The 22,973-nt window shown below is 70.9% G+C and carries 17 protein-coding genes, 2 tRNA genes and 1 pseudogene; 11 read left to right on the top strand and 9 right to left on the bottom strand.

From position 1 onward, the window contains the following. Positions 1-77 precede the first annotated feature (77 nt). Positions 78-150: transfer RNA gene (locus HCA58_RS18860), tRNA-Gly, on the top strand. A 39-nt stretch (positions 151-189) separates the two neighbouring features. Then, positions 190-264 (top strand) — tRNA-Val (locus HCA58_RS18855). A gap of 50 nt (positions 265-314) precedes the next feature. On the opposite strand, the gene HCA58_RS18850 is transcribed toward HCA58_RS18855, so the two are convergent. Further along, positions 315-1,289 (bottom strand): nitroreductase, encoded by a 975-nt coding sequence (locus tag HCA58_RS18850; RefSeq protein WP_169599159.1) that lies wholly within the window; start codon positions 1,287-1,289, stop codon positions 315-317. A 244-nt stretch (positions 1,290-1,533) separates the two neighbouring features. Between HCA58_RS18850 and HCA58_RS18845 the strand changes: the two genes are divergently transcribed. Then, a complete protein-coding gene (locus HCA58_RS18845) occupies positions 1,534-2,172 on the top strand; it encodes a response regulator transcription factor (RefSeq protein ID WP_169599158.1) in 639 nt (212 codons plus the stop codon). A gap of 10 nt (positions 2,173-2,182) precedes the next feature. Here the strand turns inward: HCA58_RS18845 and HCA58_RS18840 are convergent, their stop codons facing one another. Then, positions 2,183-3,856 carry a GAF domain-containing sensor histidine kinase gene (locus tag HCA58_RS18840; RefSeq protein WP_169599207.1) on the bottom strand — a complete coding sequence of 558 codons (1,674 nt, stop codon included), beginning with the start codon at positions 3,854-3,856 and terminating at the stop codon, positions 2,183-2,185. A 120-nt stretch (positions 3,857-3,976) separates the two neighbouring features. Continuing rightward, positions 3,977-5,011, bottom strand: a complete 1,035-nt coding sequence (locus tag HCA58_RS18835; protein WP_240956485.1) for a nitroreductase family protein — start codon at positions 5,009-5,011, stop codon at positions 3,977-3,979. Between the two features lie 149 nt (positions 5,012-5,160). Between HCA58_RS18835 and HCA58_RS18830 the strand changes: the two genes are divergently transcribed. Then, positions 5,161-7,077 carry a heavy metal translocating P-type ATPase gene (locus HCA58_RS18830; protein ID WP_169599156.1) on the top strand — a complete coding sequence of 639 codons (1,917 nt, stop codon included), beginning with the start codon at positions 5,161-5,163 and terminating at the stop codon, positions 7,075-7,077. An 84-nt stretch (positions 7,078-7,161) separates the two neighbouring features. Here HCA58_RS18830 and HCA58_RS18825 read toward each other — a convergent pair whose 3' ends face one another. Together HCA58_RS18825 and HCA58_RS18820 are read right to left on the bottom strand one after the other, a co-directional pair. Further along, on the bottom strand, positions 7,162-9,555 hold the full coding sequence (locus HCA58_RS18825; RefSeq protein WP_169599155.1) for a phosphoketolase family protein: 2,394 nt from the start codon (positions 9,553-9,555) through the stop codon (positions 7,162-7,164). Positions 9,556-9,639: 84 nt separating this feature from the next. Then, positions 9,640-10,500, bottom strand: coding sequence for a universal stress protein (locus tag HCA58_RS18820; RefSeq protein WP_169599154.1), 861 nt, complete (start codon positions 10,498-10,500; stop codon positions 9,640-9,642). Between the two features lie 296 nt (positions 10,501-10,796). Between HCA58_RS18820 and HCA58_RS18815 the strand changes: the two genes are divergently transcribed. From HCA58_RS18815 to HCA58_RS18800, 4 genes are all read left to right on the top strand, one after another. After that, on the top strand, positions 10,797-11,792 hold the full coding sequence (locus HCA58_RS18815; RefSeq protein ID WP_346776041.1) for a diacylglycerol kinase family protein: 996 nt from the start codon (positions 10,797-10,799) through the stop codon (positions 11,790-11,792). Positions 11,793-11,940: 148 nt separating this feature from the next. Further along, positions 11,941-12,957: a YihY/virulence factor BrkB family protein gene (locus tag HCA58_RS18810; protein WP_169599152.1), complete on the top strand. Its 1,017-nt coding sequence runs from the start codon at positions 11,941-11,943 to the stop codon at positions 12,955-12,957. Positions 12,958-13,029: 72 nt separating this feature from the next. Then, positions 13,030-14,520: a phosphatase PAP2 family protein gene (locus HCA58_RS18805; RefSeq protein ID WP_169599151.1), complete on the top strand. Its 1,491-nt coding sequence runs from the start codon at positions 13,030-13,032 to the stop codon at positions 14,518-14,520. Next, on the top strand, positions 14,471-15,316 hold the full coding sequence (locus tag HCA58_RS18800; RefSeq protein ID WP_205809058.1) for an endonuclease/exonuclease/phosphatase family protein: 846 nt from the start codon (positions 14,471-14,473) through the stop codon (positions 15,314-15,316). Before HCA58_RS18805 ends, HCA58_RS18800 begins: the two co-directional genes overlap by 50 nt. A gap of 120 nt (positions 15,317-15,436) precedes the next feature. Here the strand turns inward: HCA58_RS18800 and HCA58_RS18795 are convergent, their stop codons facing one another. Then, entirely contained in the window at positions 15,437-16,399 is a 963-nt protein-coding gene (locus tag HCA58_RS18795; protein ID WP_169599150.1) for a TIGR03557 family F420-dependent LLM class oxidoreductase, read from the bottom strand. 73 nt (positions 16,400-16,472) lie between these two features. Here HCA58_RS18795 and HCA58_RS18790 point away from each other — a divergent pair, with 73 nt between their 5' ends. Both HCA58_RS18790 and HCA58_RS18785 read left to right on the top strand, forming a co-directional pair. After that, the gene (locus HCA58_RS18790; protein ID WP_169599149.1) at positions 16,473-16,628 is read left to right on the top strand and encodes a hypothetical protein; all 156 of its coding nucleotides are present in this window, start codon (positions 16,473-16,475) and stop codon (positions 16,626-16,628) included. Between the two features lie 102 nt (positions 16,629-16,730). Further along, positions 16,731-17,747 (top strand): sporulation protein, encoded by a 1,017-nt coding sequence (locus HCA58_RS18785; RefSeq protein WP_169599148.1) that lies wholly within the window; start codon positions 16,731-16,733, stop codon positions 17,745-17,747. 125 nt (positions 17,748-17,872) lie between these two features. Here the strand turns inward: HCA58_RS18785 and HCA58_RS18780 are convergent, their stop codons facing one another. After that, positions 17,873-18,250: a hypothetical protein gene (locus HCA58_RS18780; RefSeq protein WP_169599147.1), complete on the bottom strand. Its 378-nt coding sequence runs from the start codon at positions 18,248-18,250 to the stop codon at positions 17,873-17,875. A 309-nt stretch (positions 18,251-18,559) separates the two neighbouring features. On the opposite strand from HCA58_RS18780, the pseudogene HCA58_RS18775 reads away from it, so the two are divergent. Then, a pseudogene (locus HCA58_RS18775) lies at positions 18,560-18,796 on the top strand (hypothetical protein); the annotation flags it as partial. 83 nt (positions 18,797-18,879) lie between these two features. On the opposite strand, the gene HCA58_RS18770 reads toward HCA58_RS18775, so the two are convergent. Both HCA58_RS18770 and HCA58_RS18765 read right to left on the bottom strand, forming a co-directional pair. Beyond that, positions 18,880-21,105, bottom strand: coding sequence for an AAA family ATPase (locus tag HCA58_RS18770; RefSeq protein WP_169599205.1), 2,226 nt, complete (start codon positions 21,103-21,105; stop codon positions 18,880-18,882). 160 nt (positions 21,106-21,265) lie between these two features. Beyond that, positions 21,266-22,933 carry a tetratricopeptide repeat protein gene (locus HCA58_RS18765; protein WP_169599146.1) on the bottom strand — a complete coding sequence of 556 codons (1,668 nt, stop codon included), beginning with the start codon at positions 22,931-22,933 and terminating at the stop codon, positions 21,266-21,268. Between the last annotated feature and the right edge of the window lie 40 nt (positions 22,934-22,973).

Raw genomic sequence — 22,973 nt, 5'->3', positions numbered from 1 at the left:
TGTTGTCCCGGCCCGCCGCTCCAAGCGATCTTGTCATCGGGTAGAGTTGCCCCGTCCCCGGCACAGTCGGAGGCAATGCGGACGTAGCGCAGTTGGTAGCGCATCACCTTGCCAAGGTGAGGGTCGCGGGTTCGAGTCCCGTCGTCCGCTCGTGACCCGGCCGCACCTGCGGGTGCCGCCGGTCGCCGCGGGCGATTGGCGCAGTGGGAGCGCGCTTCCTTGACACGGAAGAGGTCACTGGTTCAAACCCAGTATCGCCCACCACGACCTCCGGTGTGACTGGTGGAGCTTGCGGCACCGTCCCGAAGTGACAGTCAGGCGAGCTGCATCGGCAGGTCCAGCACCTCGTCCACCGGGCGGCGAGGGGTGGGCCAGCCCGGCTGGCCGTACCCGACCCGCATCACCATCTGCGGCGTACCGAACCGTCCCAGCGACAACCGCAGCTGCTCCCGGGCCGACGGCACCTCGATCGGCTGCGACAGCATCGACACCGACAGCCCGGCGCTGGTGGCGGTCAGTAGCACCCGCTGCAACGCCTGACCCGCGACCACCTGGTCGACGGCGGTGTTACCGGCGGAACCGAGCACCGCCACCAGCGGCTCCGGCTCGAAGTCCCGCCCGGGTGCCCGCCGGGTGCCACCGAAGCCACGCGTCGGCAGCAGGTCCTGCGGCTCGGCCCGCGGGCCGCTGGCGGCCATCGGGACGCCGTCCGGCTCGGTGCCGGCGCGTACCCATGCCTCGCGTTCCGCCCGGTAGGTGGGGTTACGTTCGAGTACCCGGTGTGCGCCGCGGGCGATCTCGGCGAAGGCGTTGACGGCACTCACCCCGATCAGCAGTTCCAGCCAGCAGTGCTCGGCCCGGGCCGCCTCACCCAGCTGCCAGCGGGAGTCAGCCGGAACGGGGTCGGGCCAGAACGGGGCACGGTTGCTGAACCGGCGTGGAATGGCCAGGTGGAGGCTCTGCTCGCCGGGGCTGGGTCGACGTGGCAGATCCGGCACCAGCCGGGCCAGCACGTCCGGCTCCGACGGGTACGGGCGCAGTCGTACCGTCGCCGGTGTGCCGGCCACCGCCAGGGCCAGGCGCAGGTTGAACAGCGCCGCGCCACCGGCGACGCGGGCACCCCAACCGCTCGGGTCGGTGGCGGGTAGCCGCCGGGTCGGGTCGAGAAGCACCTCGATCCCGCCGTCGCGTAGCCGGAATCGCCACGGCTGGACGTTGTGCAGGGACGGCGCGCGGACCGCGTCGGTCGCGACGGCCCGCAGTTGTTCGACGGTGTAGCCGGTCTCCATGGTCGTGCCCCCTCGCTTCCGCCTGGTACTCCTCACGGTGCGCCCCGCACACCCCACCCGGCAGGGCCACACGTCCCGAACCCTCGGGCCCCCGGCCGCCGCCCGGCTACCGCAAGTTGCCGGGCCACGCCGGGCCACGCCGGAGGTCAGCTGCGACAACGTCATGACTGACGGGGCGAAGGCGGACGGAAGGTCGGGACTTTCGACCCGGGTGGGGGTGAGCGGGAGGGGGTAGAAAGGGGAAATGATCCGGGTGTTCCTGCTTGACGACCATGAGGTCGTCCGTCGTGGTCTGGCCGACCTGCTGCACGCCAGTGGGGACATCGAGGTGGTCGGTGAGTCCGGTTCCGCACCGGAGGCGGCCCGCCGGATTCCGGCGCTGCGGCCCGACGTGGCGATCCTCGACGCCCGACTGCCCGACGGCAACGGCATCGACGTGTGCCGGGACGTACGGGCCGTGGACTCCTCGATAAGAGGGCTGATCCTCACGTCGTACGAGGACGACGAGGCGCTGTTCGCGGCGATCATGGCTGGTGCCTCCGGGTACGTGCTCAAGCAGATCAGGGGCACCGACCTCGTCGACGCGGTACGCCGGGTGGCGGCCGGTCAGTCGTTGCTCGACCCGGCGATCACCACCCGGGTGCTGGACCGCATCCGCAGTGGCGTGGAGCAGCCCCGCGAGTTGCGGTCCCTCACCGAGCAGGAGCGGCGCATCCTGGAGTACGTCGCCGAGGGGCTGACCAACCGGGAGATCGCCAGCAAGATGTTCCTGGCCGAGAAGACGGTGAAGAACTACGTTTCCAGCGTGCTGGCCAAACTCGGTCTGGAGCGACGAACCCAGGCCGCGGTGCTGGCCACCCGCCTGCTCGGCAAGACCAACTGACCAGTGCGGCTCAGTCCCGGATCGGGACCGACCAGTGCAGCTCAGTGCCGTGGGGTTCCGCGCCGCGTACCTCGAAGGTGCCGCCGTGCCGTTCGGCGCGTTCACGTAGGTTCAGCAGCCCACCCCGGGCGGCGGCCGGGTCACAGCCCACCCCGTTGTCGGTGACGGTGACGGTGACCCGGGCGGCGTGTACACGTACCTCCACCGACACCGTTGTTGCCGTGGCGTGGCGTACCGCATTGGACAGCGCCTCGCGGAGCACGGCGGTGAGTTCGGGGCGGACCTCGTCCGGCACGGCGCTGTCGACCGGCCCGGTCAGCTCCAGTCTCGGTCGGAAACCCAACGACTCGGCGGCGGCCTCCACCGCCTCGCGGATCTCGGTGCGCAGCACCGCACTCATCGGGGTACGTAGTTCGAAGATGGTGCGGCGGATGTCCTTGATCGTGGTGTCGAGTTCGTCGACCGCGGTGTTGATCCGGGCGACGATCTCCGGCCGCGATATCAGCGGCACCGCGCTCTGCAGTTGCAGGCCGGTGGCGAACAACCGCTGGATCACCACGTCGTGCAGGTCCCGGGCGATCCGCTCGCGGTCCTCCAACACCACGAGCTGCTCGCGTTCCTCCTGGCCCCGGGCGCGCTCCATGGCGAGCGCCGCCTGACCTGCGAAGCTGCCCAGCAGGGTCGTATCGTCGTCGGTGGCGCCGCCGTGGTCGACGCTGTGCGCGATCACCAGTACCCCGTGCAGGGTGTCGGCGGTGGCCAGTGGAGAGATCACCGCCGGCCCGGTGTGCAGCACCGCCGGCCACGGTGCGGCGTGGGCCAGATCCTCCACCGAATCGTGCCGGCCCGCCACGATGGACCCGGCGAAGCTGGTGTCCCCGGCCGGCAGCACCGTACCGACGAGCGCGCGGGCCTGGGTGCCGACACCGTCGACGACCTCGACGGTGAAGTGCTCAGCCTCGTCGTCGTAGAGCAGCACCAGAGCCAGCTCGGCCTCAGCCACTTCACGGGCTCGCCTGGCGACGAGGGTCAGCGCGTCGGTGCGACGCACCTCACCGAGCAGCAGTGAGGTGATCTCGGCGGTAGCGGCGAGCCAGCGTTCCCGCCGGTGGGCCAGCGCATACAGTCGGGCGTTCTCGATCGCCACACCGGCCGCGCCCGCGAGCGCGACGACGATCTCCTCGTCGTCCTCGGTGAATTCGGCGCCGCCCTGCTTCTCGGCCAGGTAGAGGTTGCCGAAGACCTGGTCGCGGATGCGGACCGGCACGCCGAGGAAGGTGTGCATCGGCGGATGGTTCGGCGGGAAGCCGTAGGAGTTCGGATGCCTCGTGATGTCGGGCATCCGTACCGGTTGCGGATCGTCGATGAGCAGGCCGAGCACCCCTCGGCCGTGCGGCAGGTCACCGATCTCCGCGTGTAGTTCCGCGGCGATGCCGTGGGTGATGAAGTCGTGCAGCATCCGGTCGGGCCCGATCACCCCGAGCGCGCCGTAGCGGGCCCCGGCCAGGTCGCATGCGGCCTGCACGATACGTCGCAGGGTGCTGCGTAGATCCAGGTCGGTACCGATGCCGACGACCGCGTCGAGCAGCGCCCGTAGCCGTTCCCGGCTGGTCACCACCTCGCCGACGCGATCCAGCATCTCCTGGAGCAGTTCGTCCAGGTGGACTCGGGACAGCGGGCTCAGGCCGAGCGACGGTGGCTCGTGCCGGGGTTCGGGTACACCGACGGTCACCGGGCGATGCTAGCCGGCTGATGGACGCGCGGGAACGCCCACCGCCGCTTCGACGCGACGCCGGGGTGCCGCTCAGGCGGCGTCGTCGGACACCGCCGAGGTGTCCACCACCTGCTCGCGGGGCAGTCGCGGGGTGTGCGGTGGGCCGGCGTGGACCGGGTCGGCGACCCCCAGTCGCAGGCCGAGGTACGGGTGGCCGAGCCCGGCGAGCACCTGGCGCAGGGTCTGCCGGGTGGCCGGCACCTCGACCACGCCACTGAGCGGCACCATCGACACACCCAGCCGGGTGGCGGCGAGCCAGGCGGCCGACAGTGCCTCGCCGGCCCGGAGCCAGTCGACGGGCTCGTCCCGGTCGCCGTAGAGCACCGCGTAGGACGCCGCCCGGTCGTGCCCTGGCCCGATCGGCAGGCTGCCGGGGCGACCGAAGTCCCGGCCCGGCACGGTGGTCTGCGCGGGCTGCTCCGGCAGCACCTCCGGTGTGAGCCCGGTGCCGCCGGCGCGGCTGGTCCAGTACTCCAGTTCGTCCCGTAGCCGGGAGTCCTCCGCTTCGACTGTGGCCGCGTGCGAGGCGGAAGCGGCAAGCTGTAGCACCTGATCGCGGTCGAGGAACTCCCACTGGGCGCCCTGCTGCCTGGCGGCCGTCGCGATGGCAGTCAACGAGTCGTCGGTGACCGGCTCGTCGCTGACCGGCCGCCGGTCGGTGTGCCTCGTCTGCATGCACTGCACCGACCGCATCGCGTCCGGGTCGGCGCCGGTGGCCCGTGGCGCGGTGAGCCGGGCGAGCAGATCAGGGTCACCCGCGTCGGGAATCCGCTGCACGCTCGTCTCCCAGCCCTCGGCTGCCAACGCCAACCGGGCGTGGTGCAGCGCCGCACCGCAGCTGAGCACAACCAGCTCACCCTGCGGGTCGGTGGCAGCCAACCTGGTGTCGCGGAGCATCCTCAGCTCCAACGCGTCGGGCAGCACCCGCCAGCGCCACGGCTGGCTGTTGTGCACCGATGGCGCGTGACCAGCCATCGCGGCAGCATCCGCAAGAGCGGTGGTCAGCGGGCGGTGGGTGACCGGCGTCTGGTGGCTCATCCTCACGACCTTTCCGTCTCTGCTCATCGTGCCGCACCTCGGTGGGACCGTGGGGGCGGTCCGGCCCATCGTGTGCCACCGGTCGGTGGTCCGGCACGATCCGTACGTCCCGACCGCTCGGGACCTGTGACCCGTGTTCCGTCCCCACGCCGCGCGGCGGCTGACACGATCCGCAGGTGGGGCAGGAACAGACAGCGCGTGACGGGGTCGCAGGCGAGTGCCTGCCGGACCAGCCGGCGCGATCTACACCCGAGAGGCCCGGAAGGTGGCGCCGGAGCTGGTGGCTGTGGACCCCGCTGGGCGGGCTCGTGCTGCTGGTGTCGGCCGGTGCGGTGGCGCGATCGGTCGGGCATCCCGGCGTCGCCGACCGGTGGTGGGCCTTCGCCACCCTGGCCGCGTTGCTGCCGGCCGCCGTGTCGGTGCTGCGGGAACTGTTTCGGCGGCGGTTCGGCGTGGATGTGATCGCCGTACTGGCGCTTGGCGGCGCCCTTGTCGTCGGCGAGTACCTGGCCGGCGCGGTGGTCGCGGTGATGCTGGCTACCGGGCGGACCCTGGAGGCGTACGCGCAGCGTCGGGCGACCCGTGATCTGCGGGCACTGCTGGAGCGGGCCCCCCGCACCGCGCGGCGGCGTACCGCCGAAGGTGGCGTCGAGGTGGTGCCGGTGGACCGGGTGGCGGTAGGTGACCGGTTGCTTGTCGGCCCAGGTGATGTGGTCGCTGTCGACGGTGCAGTAGAGACCGACGCGACGTTCGACGAGTCGGTGGTCACCGGGGAGTCACGGCTGGTCGAGCGGAGGGCCGGGGCCCGGGTGGCCAGCGGTGTGGTCAACGCCGGAGCGGCCGTGGGGCTGCGGGCCGTGGAGAACGCCGAGCGCAGCACGTACGCCGGGATCGTACGGTTGGCCGAGGAGGCGACCGCCCGTAAGGCACCGACGGTCCGGCTCGCCGACCGGTACGCCGCAGCCTTCGTGCCGTTCACGCTCGTGCTGGCCGGGCTGGGCTGGATGCTCTCCGGTGAGTTCCTTCGCGCGGTGGCGGTACTGGTGGTGGCGACACCGTGCCCCTTGCTGCTGGCCACACCCATCGCCATCGTCTCCGGACTGTCCCGGGTGGCTCGGCGTGGGGTACTGGTTCGTGACGGCGGTTCGCTGGAGGTCCTGGGCCGGGCGCGCACTCTGCTCGTCGACAAGACCGGGACGCTCACCGCCGGTCGTCCCCGGGTCGCCGACACCGTCGTGGCTCCCGGCGGTGATCCCGACGAGGTGTTGCGGTTGGCCGCCTCGGTTGAGCAGTTGTCCTCCCATGTGTTGGCGTTGGCGCTGGTGCGTGCCGCAGCTGAGCGCGGCCTGCGACTGATCGCACCGGCCGAGGTGACCGAGGATCCCGGCCGGGGGGTGAGTGGGCGGGTGGACGGGCGGCGGATCCGGGTCGGCCAGGTCCCGGTGGAGCTGCCGGAGTGGGGTGAGCGGGCCGGTGCGGCGGGACACTCGCTGGTCTGGGTGGTCGACGAGCAGGCCGGGCCACTCGGTGTCGTCCTGTTGGAGGATCCGGTACGCCCCGACGCCCAGCGGACCGTGGCGCGGCTGCGGGCCGCAGGGCTGACCCGGATCGTGATGGTGACCGGGGACCGGCCGGAGAATGCCCGCCGGGTCGCCGACGCGGTGGGTGTCGACGACGTGGTGGCCCGGTGCACCCCGCAGGAGAAGGTGAACCAGGTCCGTGCCGAGGCGGGTCGGGCGGTGACCGTGATGGTGGGTGACGGGGTGAACGACGCTCCGGCGCTTGCGGAGGCTGACGTCGGCGTGGCGATGGGGGCCACCGGGGCGACCGCCTCGGCTGACGTCGCCGACGCCGTGCTGAGCGTCGACCGTCTCGATCCGCTGGCCGACGCGGTGGAGGTGGCCCGGTACGCCCGCCGGATCGCCGTGCAGAGTGCCACGGTGGGGATGGGGTTGGCGTTGCTCGCGATGGGAGCGGCGGCGGCCGGTCGGCTACCGCCCGTGGCGGGCGCGTTCCTTCAGGAGGGCATCGACGTGCTGGTGATCCTCAACGCGTTGCGTGCGCTTCGGGGTGGGCGCCGTGGGCCGGCGTGACGGGGGCCGGCCCACGGTGTACCTCAGCGTTCCGGATCACCGTGACCGGGCCCGGTGCTGTGCGCGCTCAGGACGGATCCCTGCTCACCTGCTGGTCGGGTCGCTCCCGCGGACCCAACGCCACTCGGCCACCTTCGGGTCGTCCTCGCCGAAGCGGCGGGTGTGGTCACGGGCCGACTGGCGCGCGTCGGTCATCTCCTGCCGCAGGTGCGCGGCGCGGGCGGCCAGCCCAGGCACCCGGTCGATCACGTCGATCACCAGGTGGAAGCGGTCCAGGTCGTTGAGCATCACCATGTCGAAGGCAGTGGTGGTGGTGCCCTCCTCCTTGTACCCGCGCACGTGCAGGTTGTGGTGGTTGGTGCGTCGGTAGGTCAGCCGGTGGATGAGCCACGGATAGCCGTGGTACGCGAAGATGATCGGCTTGTCGCGGGTGAACAGTGTGTCGAACTCGGAGTCCGGTAGTCCGTGCGGGTGCTCGGAGTCCGGTTGGAGCCGCATCAGGTCGACGACGTTGATCACCCGGACCTTGAGTCCGGGTAGGTGCTGGTGCAGTAGGTCCGCCGCGGCGAGGGTCTCCAGCGTCGGCACGTCACCGGCGCAGGCGAGTACGACGTCCGGTTCGCTGCCGTCGTCGGTGCTGGCCCAGTCCCAGATACCCACGCCACGGCGACAGTGGGCGACCGCCTCGTCCATCGTGAGCCAGTTGGGTGCGGGCTGCTTACCGGCCACCACCACGTTGATGTAGTGGCGGCTGCGCAGGCAGTGGTCCATGGTGGAGAGCAGCGTGTTGGCATCCGGTGGCAGGTAGACCCGAACCACCTCGGCCTTCTTGTTCATCACGTGGTCGATGAAGCCTGGATCCTGGTGCGAGAAGCCGTTGTGGTCCTGCCGCCAGACATGGCTGGAGAGCAGGTAGTTCAGCGAGGCGACCGGCTGCCGCCACGGTATGCCACGGGTGACCTTCAGCCACTTGGCGTGCTGGTTGACCATCGAGTCGACGATGTGGATGAAAGCCTCGTAGCTGGTGAAGATGCCGTGCCGTCCGGTCAGCAGGTAGCCCTCCAACCAGCCCTGGCACAGGTGTTCGGAGAGAACCTCCATCACCCGACCGTCGGGGGAGAGGTGCTCGTCCCCGTCGACCATGCCGGCGACCCAGGCCCGATCGGTGACCTCGAAGGCGGCCTGGAGCCGGTTGGAGGCGACCTCGTCCGGCCCGAACAGGCGGAACGTCTGCGGGTTGGCGCTGATCACATCCCGGACCCAGGTGCCGAGTTCGCCGGTGGCGCTGGTGACCGTCGCACCGGGCCGGGGTACCTCGACGGCGTAGTCCCGGAAGTCGGGGAGGGCCAGATCGCGCAGCAGGGAACCGCCGTTGGCGACCGGGTTGGCGCTCATCCGCCGTGGTCCTCTGGGAGGTAGCTCGGCCAGCTCGGCGACGGGTGCGCCGGTGGCGTCGAACAGCTCCTCCGGTCGGTAGCTGCGTAGCCACCGCTCCAGTTCGGCCAGGTGTTCCGGGTTGCTGCGGACCGCCGAGATCGGCACCTGGTGCGCGCGGTAGGTGCCCTCCACCTGTTTGCCGTCGACGTCGTGGGGTCCGGTCCAGCCCTTGGGGGTACGCAGCACGATCATCGGCCAGCGGGGGCGTGTGACGGTGGCGCCGGAACGGGCGTGGCGCTGGATCTCGGCGATCTCGTCGAGCGCCCGGTCCAGGGTGGCCGCCAGGCTCTGGTGGACCAGGGACGGATCGTCACCCGCCACCACGTACGGTTGGTAGCCCTGACCCCGCATGAGGTCGAGCAGATCGGACTCGGGGATGCGGTCGAGCACCGTCGGGTTGGCGATCTTGTAGCCGTTGAGGTGCAGGATGGGCAGCACCGCGCCGTCGCGGGCGGGGTTGAGGAAAACGTTGGACAGCCAGCTGCCGGCCAACGGACCAGTTTCCGCTTCGCCGTCTCCGATCACGCAGGCGACCAGCAGGTCAGGGTTGTCGAACGCGGCACCGTAGGCGTGACTGAGGGCGTACCCCAGCTCGCCGCCCTCGTGGATCGATCCCGGCACCTCCGCCGCGACGTGGCTCGGGATGCCACCGGGGAAGGAGAACTGTCGGAACAGCCTCGCCATGCCGGCCTCGTCGCGCCCGATGTCGTGGTGGAGCTCGCTGTAGGTGCCTTCGAGCCAGGTGTTCGCGACGAGTGCCGGTCCGCCGTGCCCGGGCCCGGTGATGTAGATGGCGCTGAGGTCCCGCGCGACGATGGCCCGGTTCAGGTGGGCGTAGATCAGGTTCAGCCCGGGGGAGGTGCCCCAGTGCCCGAGCAGGCGGGGTTTGACGTGTTCGGGGGCGAGTGGTTCGCGTAACAGTGGGTTGTCCAGCAGGTAGATCTGCCCGACGGTGAGATAGTTCGCCGCTCGCCAGTAGGCGTCCAGCCGGCGCAGCTCGTCATCGGTCAGGGGGCTTCGCAGGTCCACGGCGATGTCCATACTGGTCGAGCCTCTCGCAGTCATTGTTCTCCGGCATCCACGACGCGGTTCCTCTGTCAGCATTGCCGCGGTGACGATCCTCGATCAGGGCCGTTGGTCCCGCCGGGCCCGGTACGACGACCCGTCTGGTTCAGGTGTGTCGGTGACGCCCCGGATCACGAGCACCGGGGAGGGGGCGTGGTAGAGCAGCGATTGACTGACCGGGCCGAGCATTCCGCGCATCGGTTCCTCACCCCGGGCGGCGACCACCACCAGTTGTGCCGAGCGGGACTCGTCGACAAGCACGTCACCGGGCTCACCCCGGATGACGTGGCATTCGACGGTGGCGTGGGGGTGGCTGACCCGTTGCCGGGACATCATCTCGTCGAACCGTTCGGTGGCCTCCTCGACGCTGCCGTCGGAGTCGACGACCCAGACCGCCAGCAGCCCTGCCTGCTGACGGGTGGCGCAGTTCAGCGCCCAGTTCAGGGCGATTTCGCCGGAGGCCGAGCCGTCGACCCCGACCAGGACCGGGCCGGAGGGGGGCGGCTCCCGCCGGGCGACCAGCACCGGGCACTCGGCGCGGGCGGCCACCTGCACGGCGGGCCTGTCCGCCGGGATGCAGCGGTCACAGTGGGCCATGCCCCCGTCGCCGACCACCGTCAGGAAGGCGTTCTCCGACCTACGGACGAGGTTCGCCACCGCCGACCCTTCGGCGATCTCTGCGTTGACCGTTACACCCGGCCCGCTCTCGTTGGCTGCCGCGGTCGCCTCGGTGATCAACCGTTGCGCGTCGGCCCGGGAACTGGAGACCGCCGGTGCGTCGAAGGCGGCCCAGTTGAAGGCGTGCAGCAGGTGCAGCCCGCGTCCGTGGGCGGCGGCGACCCGGGCGGCGAGGCGGGCCACCGGCAGGACGTCCTCGGGACCGACGCCGACGAGCACCGGCGCGTCACTGGTGGCGGCCATCCGCATCACCCCCGCAGCTGTGGCACCCGGCCTGTGTCTGAGGCTAGTCCCGGTGGTGCACCTGGGGGGCCGGATCCGTCGTACGCCCGCCGGGCTGTGACCGCGCAGACGCTGTCGAGCTGACCCGTCTGTGCTGGCATTCGCCGGCAGCGCGTACGTGCGCCGGCCCATGACGGGAGTGGTCGGTGTTCCCTTTGGGGTGGCGGATGAAACGTCCGCGACCGGAGCCGGGTCGGTGAATCGAGGCACACCGCTGTCGGGTCGCCCAACCCGGCGCGGTGCTGCACACTGGCGCCGTGGATGGTGGACGGGACGAAGGGCCGCTGCGCAGCGCGGTGGTGGTCAACCCGGTCAAGGTGACCGATCTCGACGCGCTGCGCCGGACCGTCGGTGACACGCTCGCCGCAGCCGGCTGGCCGGAACCGCTGTGGTTCGAAACCACCCCCGAGGATCCTGGTCGCGGTCAGACCGGGCAAGCGCTCGCTGCCGGGGTCGACGTGGTCTTCGCCTGCGGCGGCGACGGTACGGTGATGGCCTGCGTCGACGCTCTGGTCGGTACGGAGGTGGCGCTCGCCGTGCTACCTCAGGGCACCGGCAATCTGCTCGCGGCCAACCTGGGCCTCTCCGTCGACCTGGCCGCCGGGCTTGCGGTGGCCGTCGAGCGTGGCCGGCGCCTGCTCGACGTCGGTGCGGTGGACGGGCAGCACTTCGCGGTGATGGCCGGCATGGGTTTCGACGCCCAGATGCTCGACGCCACGAGTGAGACGACCAAGCGGCGGATCGGCTGGCCGGCGTACGTGGTGGGGGCCGCGCGGCATCTGCGGGACCGGCCGATGCGGGTGTCGATCCGGCTCGACGATCAGCCGCCGCTACGCCGCCGCGCCCGTTCGGTGCTGGTCGCCAACGTCGGTCGGCTGCAGGGCGGAGTAACTCTGCTCACCGACGCGGAACCCGACGACGGGTATCTCGACGTCGCGGTGCTCACGCCGCGCAGGCTGCGGCACTGGGCCTCGCTCGGCTGGGCGGTGCTGCGTGGCCGCGACCGGGTGCCCCGGATGGAGGTGTACCGCGCCCGTCGGGTGGAGATAACCAGCAACCGGAATCAGCCTCGGGAGTTGGATGGTGACCTGGTCGAGCCGGGCCGTGAGCTGCGGGTGCAGATCCGTCGGCGGGCGTTGTGGCTGTGTGTACCGCTGCCGGAGCAGGCGTCCGACCTGGCCGAGGACGTGTCGGCCGCCGCTGAGCGCGGCGAACGCCTCGTCGAGGAGGGCCGAGGTGAGCGCGAGGAGTGAGCTTGCGAGCCCCGCAGTCGCGAGCGGGGTTGGTGGGGTGAGCGCGAGGAGTGAGCTTGCGAGCCCTGCAGTCGCGAGCGGGGTTGGTGGGGTGAGCGCGAGGAGTGAGCTTGCGAGCCCCGCGGTCGCGAGCGGGGAGGGGTGAACGGTGAGCAGCACCCGGATGGTGCCGGAGACCCGGTTGATGTCCGACGAGCAGCTCTGCGCCGACCACGCCTGGCAGACGTTGCGCCGGGAGGGCGGTTGGCACCTTCTGCGCGACGCGTTCACCCGGTTCCGTTACGGCGACGGGTTCAGTCACTCCCGCGCTTTCGCGTTCCAGCTCTGCCTGGCCGTGGTGCCGTTCCTGATCGCCCTCACCGGGCTGGTCGCCGAACTTGGCGTCGCCGAGGGGGGCGAGGTGGTCGCCGACACGGTGCTGGCGTTGACTCCCGGATCGAGTGAGCAGGTGGTGGCCGACCTGCTCGGTGAGGGTGACGACGTGGGTGCCGAGCAGGCCGAGGAGGTCGGCGAGGTGGCCCTGGCCCTCGGTCTGGTCACCGGGCTGGTCGCGCTGACCAGCACGATGGCCCAGATCGAGCGGGGAGCGAACCGCATCTACGGTGTCGAACGTGACCGCCCGGCCTTGTGGAAGTATCTGCGGGCGGCCGTGCTCGCCGTGAGCGCCGGCCTCCCGGCCCTCGCCGGTTTCCTCATCCTGGTCGGTGGTGGACCGATGGGTGACTCGGTGGAGCGTCACTACGCCTGGGGCGACGTCGCCAGCGTGGTGTGGGATGTGGTGCGTTGGCCACTCAGCCTCGGTCTGACGGTGCTGGCCGTCGCGGTGCTGTTCCGCCAGGCGCCCCGGCGCCGTCAGCCCGGCCTGTCCTGGCTGTTGTTCGGTGCCGGCATCGCCACCACGATGTGGTGGCTGGCGAGTCTCCTGCTCGCCGGGTACGTGCGGTTCAGTGACGACTTCGGACAGACCTATGGTGCGTTGGCCGGGATCGTGGCGCTGTTGCTCTGGGCGAACCTCACCGGCATGGCGCTGTTCGGGGGGCTGTCCTTCGCGGCACAGCTGGAGGCGGTGCGCATCGGTGTGCAGGAGCCGGCGAAGCCGGATCTGTGGGAGCCGGACGCGCAGCGTGTCGCGGTGCACGACACCGGCGAGATGACTGCGCTCTGACACGTCTGGCCGCCGGGTGTACCGCGGCGGAGGACCGGGTACTGCGGCACGCCAGAGGCGAAGGAGGCTGCCGTGGGCGCGGTCAGGGACGTACTGCGACGACCCCTGGGACACTTCACCGAACGTACGCTCGCCGGTCTGGCGCTCGTACTCGGTGCCGGGGTCGGCTTCGGGTTGCTGCTGGTGCTGGTCCGGGTGCGCTGGTCACCGCTGTACGACGTGGACCACGGTGTCGCCCAGTGGCTCAACGACCGGGTCGCGCCGATCGGGCCGCTGGTGACGGTGCTCAATGCCTTCACCGATCTCGGTGGGCGGGCGGTCATCATCTGGCTGGTGACCGTCGCTGTGGTGGGGCTGCTGATCCGCCGGCAGGGCCGGCTGGCGGTGTTCCTGATTGTCACCGGGGCAGGAGCGTTGATCCTCGACCCGTCGCTGAAGGCGCTCGTCGACCGGTTGCGTCCCGAGGTGGACGTGCCCATCGGGGCGTACGCCGGGCAGAGTTTTCCCAGCGGCCATGCCCTCGGGTCGATGGTGGCCTACGGCGCGCTGCTGCTCGTGTTTCTGCCGGCGATGGCTTCCCACTGGCGTCGGCCGGCGATGGCCTTGGTCGCCACGGTCGTCTTCCTGATCGGCTTCACCCGGGTCGCGCTCGGGGTGCATTTCCTCTCCGATGTGCTCGGTGCCTGGCTGCTCGGCGCGGCCTGGTTGGGCGTCACCGCGTACGCGTTCCGGTTGTGGCGGTTGGAGCGGGGTCGGCCGGCGGCGCCACTGATCGAGGGTTTGGAGCCGGAGGCGGGGCACGAGGTGGCGCCCGCGCCGGACGAGGAGAAGCTGCTGCCGCATGCCCGGGCCGGTGTCGCCGAGTTAATCGTCGGCTGGGTGCTGGTGTTCGGTGCCCTCTACGGGTTCGGCATGTTCGTCAGCTACCACGCTGACGGCACCTTCCTGGCCGATCTCGACGAGTCGGTGCCCATCTGGTTCGCCGAGCGCCGTACCGGGTCGCTTGACGAGTTCAGCTGGTGGTGGAGCAAGGTGGGCGACACCCACGCCATCATGGCGATCTCGCTCGTCTTCTGCCCGCTGGTGCTGGCGATCTGGCGGCGGTGGCGGCCGGTGCTGTTCGTGGCGTTGACCATGTTCGGTGAGCTGTCGCTCTTCCTGGCCAGCGCGGCGGCGGTGGACCGGCCGCGCCCGCCGGTGGAGAACCTGGACGGTCCGATGCCGACCTCGTCGTTCCCGTCCGGGCACATCGCGGCGACCCTGTGTGTGTGGGTGGCGATCGCTGTCATCGTCTTCGCCCGGACCGACCGGTGGTGGCGTTGGCTGTTCGTGGCGCTCGCCGTGGTGATGCCGGTCGGGGTGGCGGTCTCCCGGATGTACCGGGGCATGCACCACCCGACGGACTTCATGGGGGCGATCCTGCTCACCACCCTCTGGGTCGGCCTGTTGTACTGGGTGATCCGCCCCAACGAGGACGTCCGGCAGGGCAACCGGCCGGCGATCGAGTCGGAGGATGTGGGCACCCTCGACGACGAGTTGGCTCGGGCGGGCCAGCCGGGTTGAGCCGGCCGTGCTGCGAGTGATGACCTGGAACATCCGCACCGGTGGTCGGGACCGTCGCGGCTCGGACCGGCGTGGGCTGGTGGCCAGGGTCATCGCACGTCAGCGGCCGGACGTGCTCGCGTTGCAGGAGTTGGGTGATCTCGACGTGGCGGGCTTCGCCAGCGGTATCGGGCTCCGGCCGCATCTGGCCCGGTCCTGGCTGGGGCAGCCGGTGGCGCTGCTGGTGGAGCCGCGCTGGCCGGTGCTGGCCGCCGCAGCGGTACGCCGGCCGTTCCACCATGCGGCGCAACGCGTGGTGGTGGGTACCGACGCCGGTCCGTTGACGGTGCTCGGCACCCACTTCGACCCGTATTCGGGTACCCGGCGGCTGGTCGAGGCGGGGTGGGTCGCCGCGGCCCTGCGCCGCAGCCACCACGGCTTGTCGCTGCTCGCCGGTGACCTGAACACGCTCGACCCGTACTCGGGGCACGTGGGCCGGGTCGGCCGGCTTCCGTCCGCGTACCGTCGTCGGCACCTGCGCTTCGACGGGCGGACGGTGGAGACCCGGGCGGTGGCCCGGCTGCTCGCCACCGGGCTTGTGGATCTCGGAGCGAGCGCCGGTCCCACCGTCCCGACCGCAGTCGGGGGGGCGGAGTTCGTCGACATGCGCCTGGATTATCTACTCGGTACGGCAGAGCTGGCCGCTCACCTCGTCGGCATACGTGTGGTACGCGACCCGGACACCGCGCACGCCTCCGACCACTATCCCCTGCTCGCGGAGTTCGCCCTCACGCCGAGGGTCAGATCAGCAGGTTGAGCAGGATGGTCAGGACGATCGAGGCGACGACGGAGAAGAGGATCATCAGGAGGCAGCCGATGCCGCCGCCCGCCGGTCGGATCTCGGTGTTGCCGATGCGCATCGTCGACTCCTGACTGTTCAGAGTTCGCGCAGCCGGGGCAGCAGCTGTTCCTGCGCCCAGTCCAGAAACATCGGTTGGCTGTCGCCGCCGATCTGGACCAGGGCCACGTGGGTGAAGCCGGCGTCGGTGAACTCCTTGACCGCCGCCACGTGCTGGTCCACGTCGGGGCCGCAGGAGAGTCCGGCTGCCACGTCCTCCTCCCGTACGTTGCGGGTGGCCGCCTCGAAGGAGTCGGGGTCGGGTAGGTCGGTGTTCACCTTCCAGCCCATACCGAACCAGCGGAACTGGTCGTGGGCGATCTTGCGGCATTCGGCCTCGTCCGGCCCGTAGCAGACCGCCACCTGCCCGTACCGTGGGCGTGCGGAGCCGCCGGCCTGTTCGTACATCTCGATCAGGTGTGCCTCCGGCTCGGTGGCGATAATGCCGTCGGCGTACTCGGCGGCGAGGGCGGTCGACTGCCGGCCGGAGGCGGCCACCGCCATCGGCACCGGCACGTCGGGCCGGTCCCAGACGTAGGCGTCGGGCACGTCGAAGTGATTTCCGGAGAACGTCAACGTCTCGCCGTTGAGCAGGGGGCGGATGATCTGCAGTGCCTCTTCGAACATCTCGTGCCGCTGCTGGACGTGTGGCCAGCCGCCCACGACGTGTTCGTTGAGGTTCTCTCCGGCGCCGAGGCCGAGGGTGAACCGGCCGTCGGAGAGCACCCCGAGCGTCGACGCCTTCTGTGCCACCACGGCCGGATGGTAACGGCGGATCGGGCAGGTCACGAACGACATGAGCGCCGTCCGGGAGGTGGCGTGCGCGACCGCGCCCAGCACCGACCAGGCGTACGGTGAGTGGCCCTGCGACTTCAGCCAGGGGTAGTAGTGGTCGGACATGACGAGGTGGTCGAAGCCGGCTGCCTCGGCACGTACGGCATGGTCGACGAGATCCTTCGGACCTGCCTGTTCGCAGAGCAGGGTGTAGCCGATGCTGACCATTGACGTCTCCTTCCCGCCCGGGTGGATCGATTCCGGGTACCCCGCGCGGGACCGGTCAACCCTGCGGGGTCGCTTGACGACGCGCCAGGACGCGCAGGCCAACGGCATGGGCTGGCTGGGCTGGTCGTGGAGCGGCAACAGCGGCGGCGTCGAGGCTGACCGTCACGCCACGCAGGTGGCCGGGTCCTCGTGCGGGCCCGGCCACCGGATGCGACACGTGACACTCTGACCGGCCAGTTTTCAGCGACCTCTCAGACCCGGTCGGTAGGGTGCGCTGGTCAGCGTCCGCTCCCTCGCCGGAGTACGGGCACCAGACTCCGCAGGAGTACCAATGGTCTTCAAGAAGATGTTGAGCGCGTTGGGCGTGGGCGGTCCCAGTGTGGACACCGTCCTGTCCAATCCGAACACCCGGCCCGGACTGGCCCTCGACGGTCAGGTCAACCTCCTGGGCGGGGACGCCTCGGCGGACATCGAACAGATCGCCATCGGTCTGGTCAGTCGCGTCGAGGTCGGTGAGGCCGCCGGTGTGATGGAGTTCCACCGTCAGGTGGTGAGCGGGCCGTTCCAACTGGCGGCGAAGCAGGCGCTGTCCATCCCGTTCCAACTTCCGCTGCCCTGGGAGACGCCGATCACCGCCGTGTACGGTCAGCGCCTGCACGGCATGGCGCTCGGGTTGCGTACCGAGTTGGCGATCGCCCGCGCGGTCGACAAGGGCGACCTCGACGAGATCAACGTGCACCCCCTACCGGTGCAGGAACGCATCCTCGAGGCGTTCCTGCAGCTCGGTTTCCGGTTCAAGAAGGCCGACCTGGAGCGTGGTCTGATCCATGGTGTGCAGCAGACCCTGCCGTTCTACCAGGAGATCGAGTTTTTCGCCGCGCCGCAGTACGCGCAGACCATCAACGAACTCGAACTGACCTTCGTCGCCAACCCGCACGGCGTCGACGTGGTGTTGGAGTGCGACAAACGCGGCGGCTTCCTGACTCCCGGCCACGACGTCTTCGGCCGCTACCGGGTCGCACACACCGACGCGGAACGCTCCGACTGGGTGCAGGTGGTCGACGGCTGGTTGCAGGAGACGATCGGTCGCTTCGGTGCGCTGCGCGCTCAGGGGTTCGGCCCGCACGGCTACGGCCCGCACGGCTACGGCGGCGGGCAGAAGTTCGGCCATCCGCACCAGCGTGGCGGTGTCGGCATGGGTCGGGTGGTGGCTGGCGCGGCGCTGGGTGCCGCCGGTGGCATGCTCGCCGGCCACATGCTCGGCAACGCCTTCGACGGTGCCGAGGAGGAGGTGGCCGACGTCGCCGGTGACTTCGGCGGTGACTTCGGTGGCTTCGAGGAGTTCTGAGCCGGCTCCGCCGGACGTCGACCGGGTTCTGGTGCGCCGGCGGCACAACGGGACGGTGGCCCTTCGGGAACTCCCGAAGGGCCACCGGGTGTACGCGGGCCGGTCACGACCGCGCGCGGGTGGGGTCACCGGCCCCGCTTACGTTCCTCACCGGAACGTTTCGCGCTGCCGGCCTTGGCCAGACCGCGGCTACCCAGGTAACCGAGGGTCAGCAGCGTGATGAAGAACCACGCCTGGCCGGGGTTGTTCAGGTTCAGCCCGTATGCGCTGGTGCCACGCCAGAAGGCGGCGATGACCACTGTGGTGACGGCAGCGGCGTAGATCCAGAACTCGGTGGTCAGGAACGCCTGCTTGGTCTCCGTACCCGGTGCCGGCATCGGTTCCCGGTGCCCGTTGTGCATCATCGGCATCTGACGGGTGGGTGCCTCCTGCATGGCCGCCCGGTTCTGCACGTCCTGCGCCGGACGGTTCATCGGCCTGGTAGATGCAGCCTGCGTGCTCATCTGTCCTCCTCAGGATTGATGAGTCGTAACCTGCGACCCTCGCCCCGCTACCGCGTGTCGGCCACGGCACGGTTCGCGCACTTGGCGGGGGCACCCCGCGTCTACCCCGTACGCCGGGGTCAGTAACGTCCGCCCGGCCGGATCCATCCACCTGTCGCGGGACGGAGGGTGTCGTCGACGGACCTGCGGGCGCTCGCTGCCGGCAGCCGGTACCGGCGACAGGCCGGCATCGGGTGAACCGGCGGTGCGGGTTTGCCGTGCCGGTCACCGGGCACGCACCGACACCGACTTTCTGCGAGGTGATGGATCGTGCGTGAGGACGAGATGCGGCAGGAGGCCGCCCGCCGAGCCGAGGAGCGGATGGCCGGCGGCCGGTACGGCGAGGGCGCCCTCGACGAGGTGACCGTGCCCCCCACCGACGTGGAGAGCCAGTTGCAGCGCGACGACCCGGACGACCCGGCTGACGTACCGATCGACCCGACCGTGCTGCGCGACGGCGGACCGACGCGTGGTCAGGGTGCCGTCACCACGACCGGTGGCCCGGCCGCACACCGTCCCGACGTAGGTTGATCATGGGGTTGGCCGCGCACTGAGCTGCGTGGCTGCCGCCAACCCCATGCTCGACGCGATCAGGGATGGGTGGGGGTGAGGGTGGTCAGGCGTTGGGTCGCGCGGGTGAGCGCCACGTAGAGGTCGCTGCGGCCCCGGGGGGACTCGGCGATGATGCGGTCGGGGTCGACCACGACGACCGAGTCGAATTCGAGTCCCTTGGCCTCGGCGACGGTCAACACCACCACCCGGCTGCCCAACTCCGGTTGCTCACCGACGGCCGCCTCGGGCAACGCGACCGTCACGGCGGCACCGAGGTCGTCGAGCCGGCCGGCCGGGACGATCACGCCGAGCCGCCCGTCGGCCAGCCCGGTTGTTTCGGCGGTGACGAGGGCAACCAGCTCGACCGCGAGCGAATCCGCCGGCACCGCGTACTGCTGCGGCGCGACACCACTCGAACGTACGGCGCGGGGCGGGCGTAGCGTCGGGTCGATCTCAGCCAGTACCCGCGCAGCGACCTCCATGATCTCCGCGGGGGTGCGGTAGCTGACGGTCAGCTCGGTCAGCCGCCACCGGTCCGCCACGTACGGCGCCAGCGCCTCCGCCCACGACGGTGTGCCGGCCAGCGCACCGGTCTGCGCCACGTCACCCACGATCGTCATCGACCGGCTGGGGCAGCGGCGCATCAGCAGTCGCCAGGCAAGTGGTGTCAGCTCCTGCGCCTCATCGACGATCACGTGGCCGAACGCCCAGTTGCGGTCGGCTGCCGCGCGCTGTGCGGTGGTGAGCCGATCGGCCTCCTCCTGCCGTTCCAGCAACCGGTCGGCGTCGAGCAGGTCGGTCACGCCGAGGATTTCACCGCCCTCGGCTTCGTCCTCCACGTCGATCGAGCGCGAACCTCTGGCGATCTCCAGCACACCCTCGGCGTACTCGCGTTCCAGGGCCCGCAGCCGGTTCCGCCGGGCGGCGGCGGCCCGCTCGTCCTCACCCAGCAACTCCGCCGCCTCGTCGAGCAGCGGCACGTCCGCGGGCGTCCAACCGCCCGGCTCTCGGTGCAGCGCGGCCCGCTCCGCGGCACCGAGCATGGGCGCGGCAGCGTTGATGCGCTCGGGTGCGGCGTACAGGTCGGCGAGCAGGCGTTGTGGTGTGAGTACCGGCCACAACTCGTCCAGGGCCGCCCGCACCTCCGGCTCCTCGCGCAACTCGCGGCGAATCTCGGCGCGGTCGGCTTCTTCGAGCAGGTTCTCGCCGCCGAGCGGGTCGGCACCTATGCGTTCGGCGACCTGGTCGGCGAGAGCGTGGACGACCTCGATGTCGAAGACCGACCGGGCCAGATTGTGCGGTCGACCGCTGTGCCGGGCCCGTTCCCGGGCCGCGCGCACGGTGGCCGGGTCGAGGACGAGGACCTCCCGCTGCGGCAGCTCGATCTCCACCGGCTCGTCGGGCACCCGTTGCCGGTCACGCACGGCGTTGACCAGCACCTCCACCATCGTCAGTCGTCCCTTCAGGGCGGCGGTGGTGGCGGGCTCGGCCCGGTGGGCACTGACGCCGGGGAAGAGGTCGCCCTGGGTGCGTAGCAGCACGCCGGTTTCGGCGAGCGCCGGCAGCACCTGCGAGATGTAGCGCAGGAACGTCACGTTCGGGCCGACGAGCAGCACACCACGCGTCGACAGCTCCCGCCGGTGGGTGTAGAGCAGGTACGCGGCCCGGTGCAGTGCCACCGCCGTCTTGCCGGTGCCCGGCCCGCCCTGCACGACGAGCACCCCCGGCAGGTCGGCCCGGATGATCCGGTCCTGCTCGGCCTGGATGGTCTCCACGATGTCGCGCATCCGCCCGGTCCGGCCGGCGTTCAGCGCGGCGAGCAGCGACGCCTCACCGGTCAGCTCCTCGTGGGCGGTGGGGGAGGCGGTGGCCAGGTCGAGCACCTCGTCGTTGAGGCCGACCACCTTGCGTTGCCGGGTACGCAGGTGCCGACGTCGCCGGACGCCTTGTGGGTTGGCGGCGGTGGCGAGGTAGAAGGCGCGGGCGGCCGGAGCACGCCAGTCCATCAGCAGCGGCTGGTAGTCACCCTCGGTGTCGAAGATGCCGATACGACCGATGTAGTGCCGGTTGTCGTCGTCGGTGTCCAACCGGCCGAAGCAGAGGCCGGTCTCCACCGTCGAGAACTGCTCGACCTGGTCGGCGTACATGCCTACCGAACTGTCCCGCTGCGAGCGGTCCTGCAACGTGCCACCGGTGGACCGCAGTTGCTCGGTCAACCGTGCTGCCGCCTGATCCCGCAGGTCGTCGAGGCGCTGATAGAGCATCGAGACGTACTCCTGCTCGCGGCCGATCTCGTCGTCGGACGGCGAACCGCCGGAGTGCGTTGACAATACGTCTCCCAATTGGCTAGAATTCCTGCTCAGAACGGCTCTGAGGGCCGTTCTTTTTTGTGCCTGAACTGCCAAAGATAGCGTGCTCCGACGGTCAGCCGCGCTCTGTGCAGACCTCGTCGGAACGGGCGACGGTGTCGGTGGACCAGGCGACGGCCACCGTGAAGCAGTAGTCGAGACTGCGGTTGAGGCCGTAGACGACGAAACTGTCGCTGCCGGCGGGCAGATCCGCGAACGGGCTCTGCGGCTGGCCGTCCCGGCCGCCCGAGACGATCACCGGCCCTTCCGCCCCGACCGGGTACGTCCACCGCAACGTCACATTGTCCCGGTTGTCGCGCAGCGACACCCCGCTCGGTGGGGCACCGGGAGCAGCGCCACCGGCCGTCGCCGTGGCCGCCGGGGGTGCCGCGCCGCTGGCCGCCGGTGGAGCCGGATCACCGCCGCCGACCCGGGACACCCCGGCGACGACCGCCGCGGCACCGAGCAGCACCACGACCACTCCGGCCACGACGATCAGCACCATGCGGTTCTGCCCGCCAGTCGAAGCCGGTACGGCGGTGCGCGGCACCGGCACCGGCAGCAGCCGCGACGGCGGACCGGGGTGCTCCGGCTCGACCCGGCGCAGCCGGTACACCCCGGGACCCTGCGGTGTGCCGGTCAGCCCGACCACGTTCGGTGGCACGGCGCCACCGGGCGGCGACGGCACCTCCGGATGGGGGTCCGGAGCGGGATGCTCCACCGCCGGGCCAGCCCACCAGTCCTCGGGCGGCCCGGCCGGACCGTCGACGGGCTGCCGTGGCGTGGGTACCGCCGAGGCGGCACCGGTCGTCGCGTGATCAGCCGGCGGGTACCCGTGGCTCGGGTGGTAGCCCTCCGCCGGATGCTGTTCCCGGCCGGTGTCGTGTGCCGACCGCCATGGTTGACCGTCGTCGTCCGGTGACGGGTCCGCTGCGGTCACCGCCCAGGTGGGAGGCCAGGTGTCGGACGGCGGGGCCGGGGTGTCGTCGGCCGTCGGGATACGAGCGGACGGCACCACCGGTTCCTCGACGCTCACCGGTGGGTTGTCGGCGCACACGTGATCCGGGTTGGCTGCCGCCCGGGCCAGCGTCGCCACCTGGGCGGCCAGCGGGTCGTCCGCTGGGAGGTGCTCGCGGGCCAACTCGCGGGCCAGGGCCAGGTTGTCCTGTGCCTCGGCGAACTGGCCGCAGTCACGCTGCATCGAGCCGAGCCGGGCCAACATCTTGATCCCGCTCGGGTGACCGTCGCCGTAGACCTCGCGGTGCAACTCCCAGGCGTCCTGGAGCCGGTCGCGGGCGACCTGGCACTGACCCCGGGCATACTCCACGGTGGCCAGATCGGCGTGGGCGGCAAGTACCCGCAGCGACTCCGGCCCGTCCGACGCGGTCAACTCGATGATCACTTCCTGGTACAGCCGGGCCGCCCGCGACCAACTGCCCACCCGGTGCAGCACCGCCGCCAGGGTGGCTGCGGCGGCCACCGTACGGGGATCGGAGCGGCCGTACAGGCGGTTGCCGGCGGCGTACGCGTACGCCGCCCAGCCGCGCGCGGAATGCGGCTCACCGAGCGCGACGAGCACCCGCGCGTGCAGGCTGGCCGCCTCGGCCAACTCGGACGTGGCGTTGGCCGGTCGCGGGTCGGCGCCGGTCAGCGCGTCGGCGAGCAGCCGTTGAGCGCCGGCGAGATCGCCGGCGGAGACCAGGTCGTGCGCCTGATCAGTCAGTTCACCGAAGCCGGAGGGCACGCCCCATCGTGCTCATTCAGCGACGATTAGTACAAGACCC

The sequence above is a fragment of the Micromonospora sp. HNM0581 genome (genome assembly GCF_012726175.1).
Taxonomy (GTDB): Bacteria; Actinomycetota; Actinomycetes; order Mycobacteriales; family Micromonosporaceae; genus Micromonospora.
This window is presented reverse-complemented; position numbering and strand designations above follow the sequence as displayed.

What these genes read in the sequence shown, in the direction of transcription:
- HCA58_RS18850 (WP_169599159.1), bottom strand. Translation starts at nt 1,289, where the DNA reads ATGGAGACCGGCTACACCGTCGAACAACTGCGGGCCGTCGCGACCGAC.
- HCA58_RS18845 (WP_169599158.1), top strand. Translation starts at nt 1,534, where the DNA reads ATGATCCGGGTGTTCCTGCTTGACGACCATGAGGTCGTCCGTCGTGGT.
- HCA58_RS18835 (WP_240956485.1), bottom strand. Translation starts at nt 5,011, where the DNA reads ATGAGCAGAGACGGAAAGGTCGTGAGGATGAGCCACCAGACGCCGGTC.
- HCA58_RS18825 (WP_169599155.1), bottom strand. Translation starts at nt 9,555, where the DNA reads ATGGACATCGCCGTGGACCTGCGAAGCCCCCTGACCGATGACGAGCTG.
- HCA58_RS18820 (WP_169599154.1), bottom strand. Translation starts at nt 10,500, where the DNA reads ATGGCCGCCACCAGTGACGCGCCGGTGCTCGTCGGCGTCGGTCCCGAG.
- HCA58_RS18800 (WP_205809058.1), top strand. Translation starts at nt 14,471, where the DNA reads ATGTGGGCACCCTCGACGACGAGTTGGCTCGGGCGGGCCAGCCGGGTT.
- HCA58_RS18795 (WP_169599150.1), bottom strand. Translation starts at nt 16,399, where the DNA reads ATGGTCAGCATCGGCTACACCCTGCTCTGCGAACAGGCAGGTCCGAAG.
- HCA58_RS18785 (WP_169599148.1), top strand. Translation starts at nt 16,731, where the DNA reads ATGGTCTTCAAGAAGATGTTGAGCGCGTTGGGCGTGGGCGGTCCCAGT.
- HCA58_RS18780 (WP_169599147.1), bottom strand. Translation starts at nt 18,250, where the DNA reads ATGAGCACGCAGGCTGCATCTACCAGGCCGATGAACCGTCCGGCGCAG.
- HCA58_RS18770 (WP_169599205.1), bottom strand. Translation starts at nt 21,105, where the DNA reads ATGCTCTATCAGCGCCTCGACGACCTGCGGGATCAGGCGGCAGCACGG.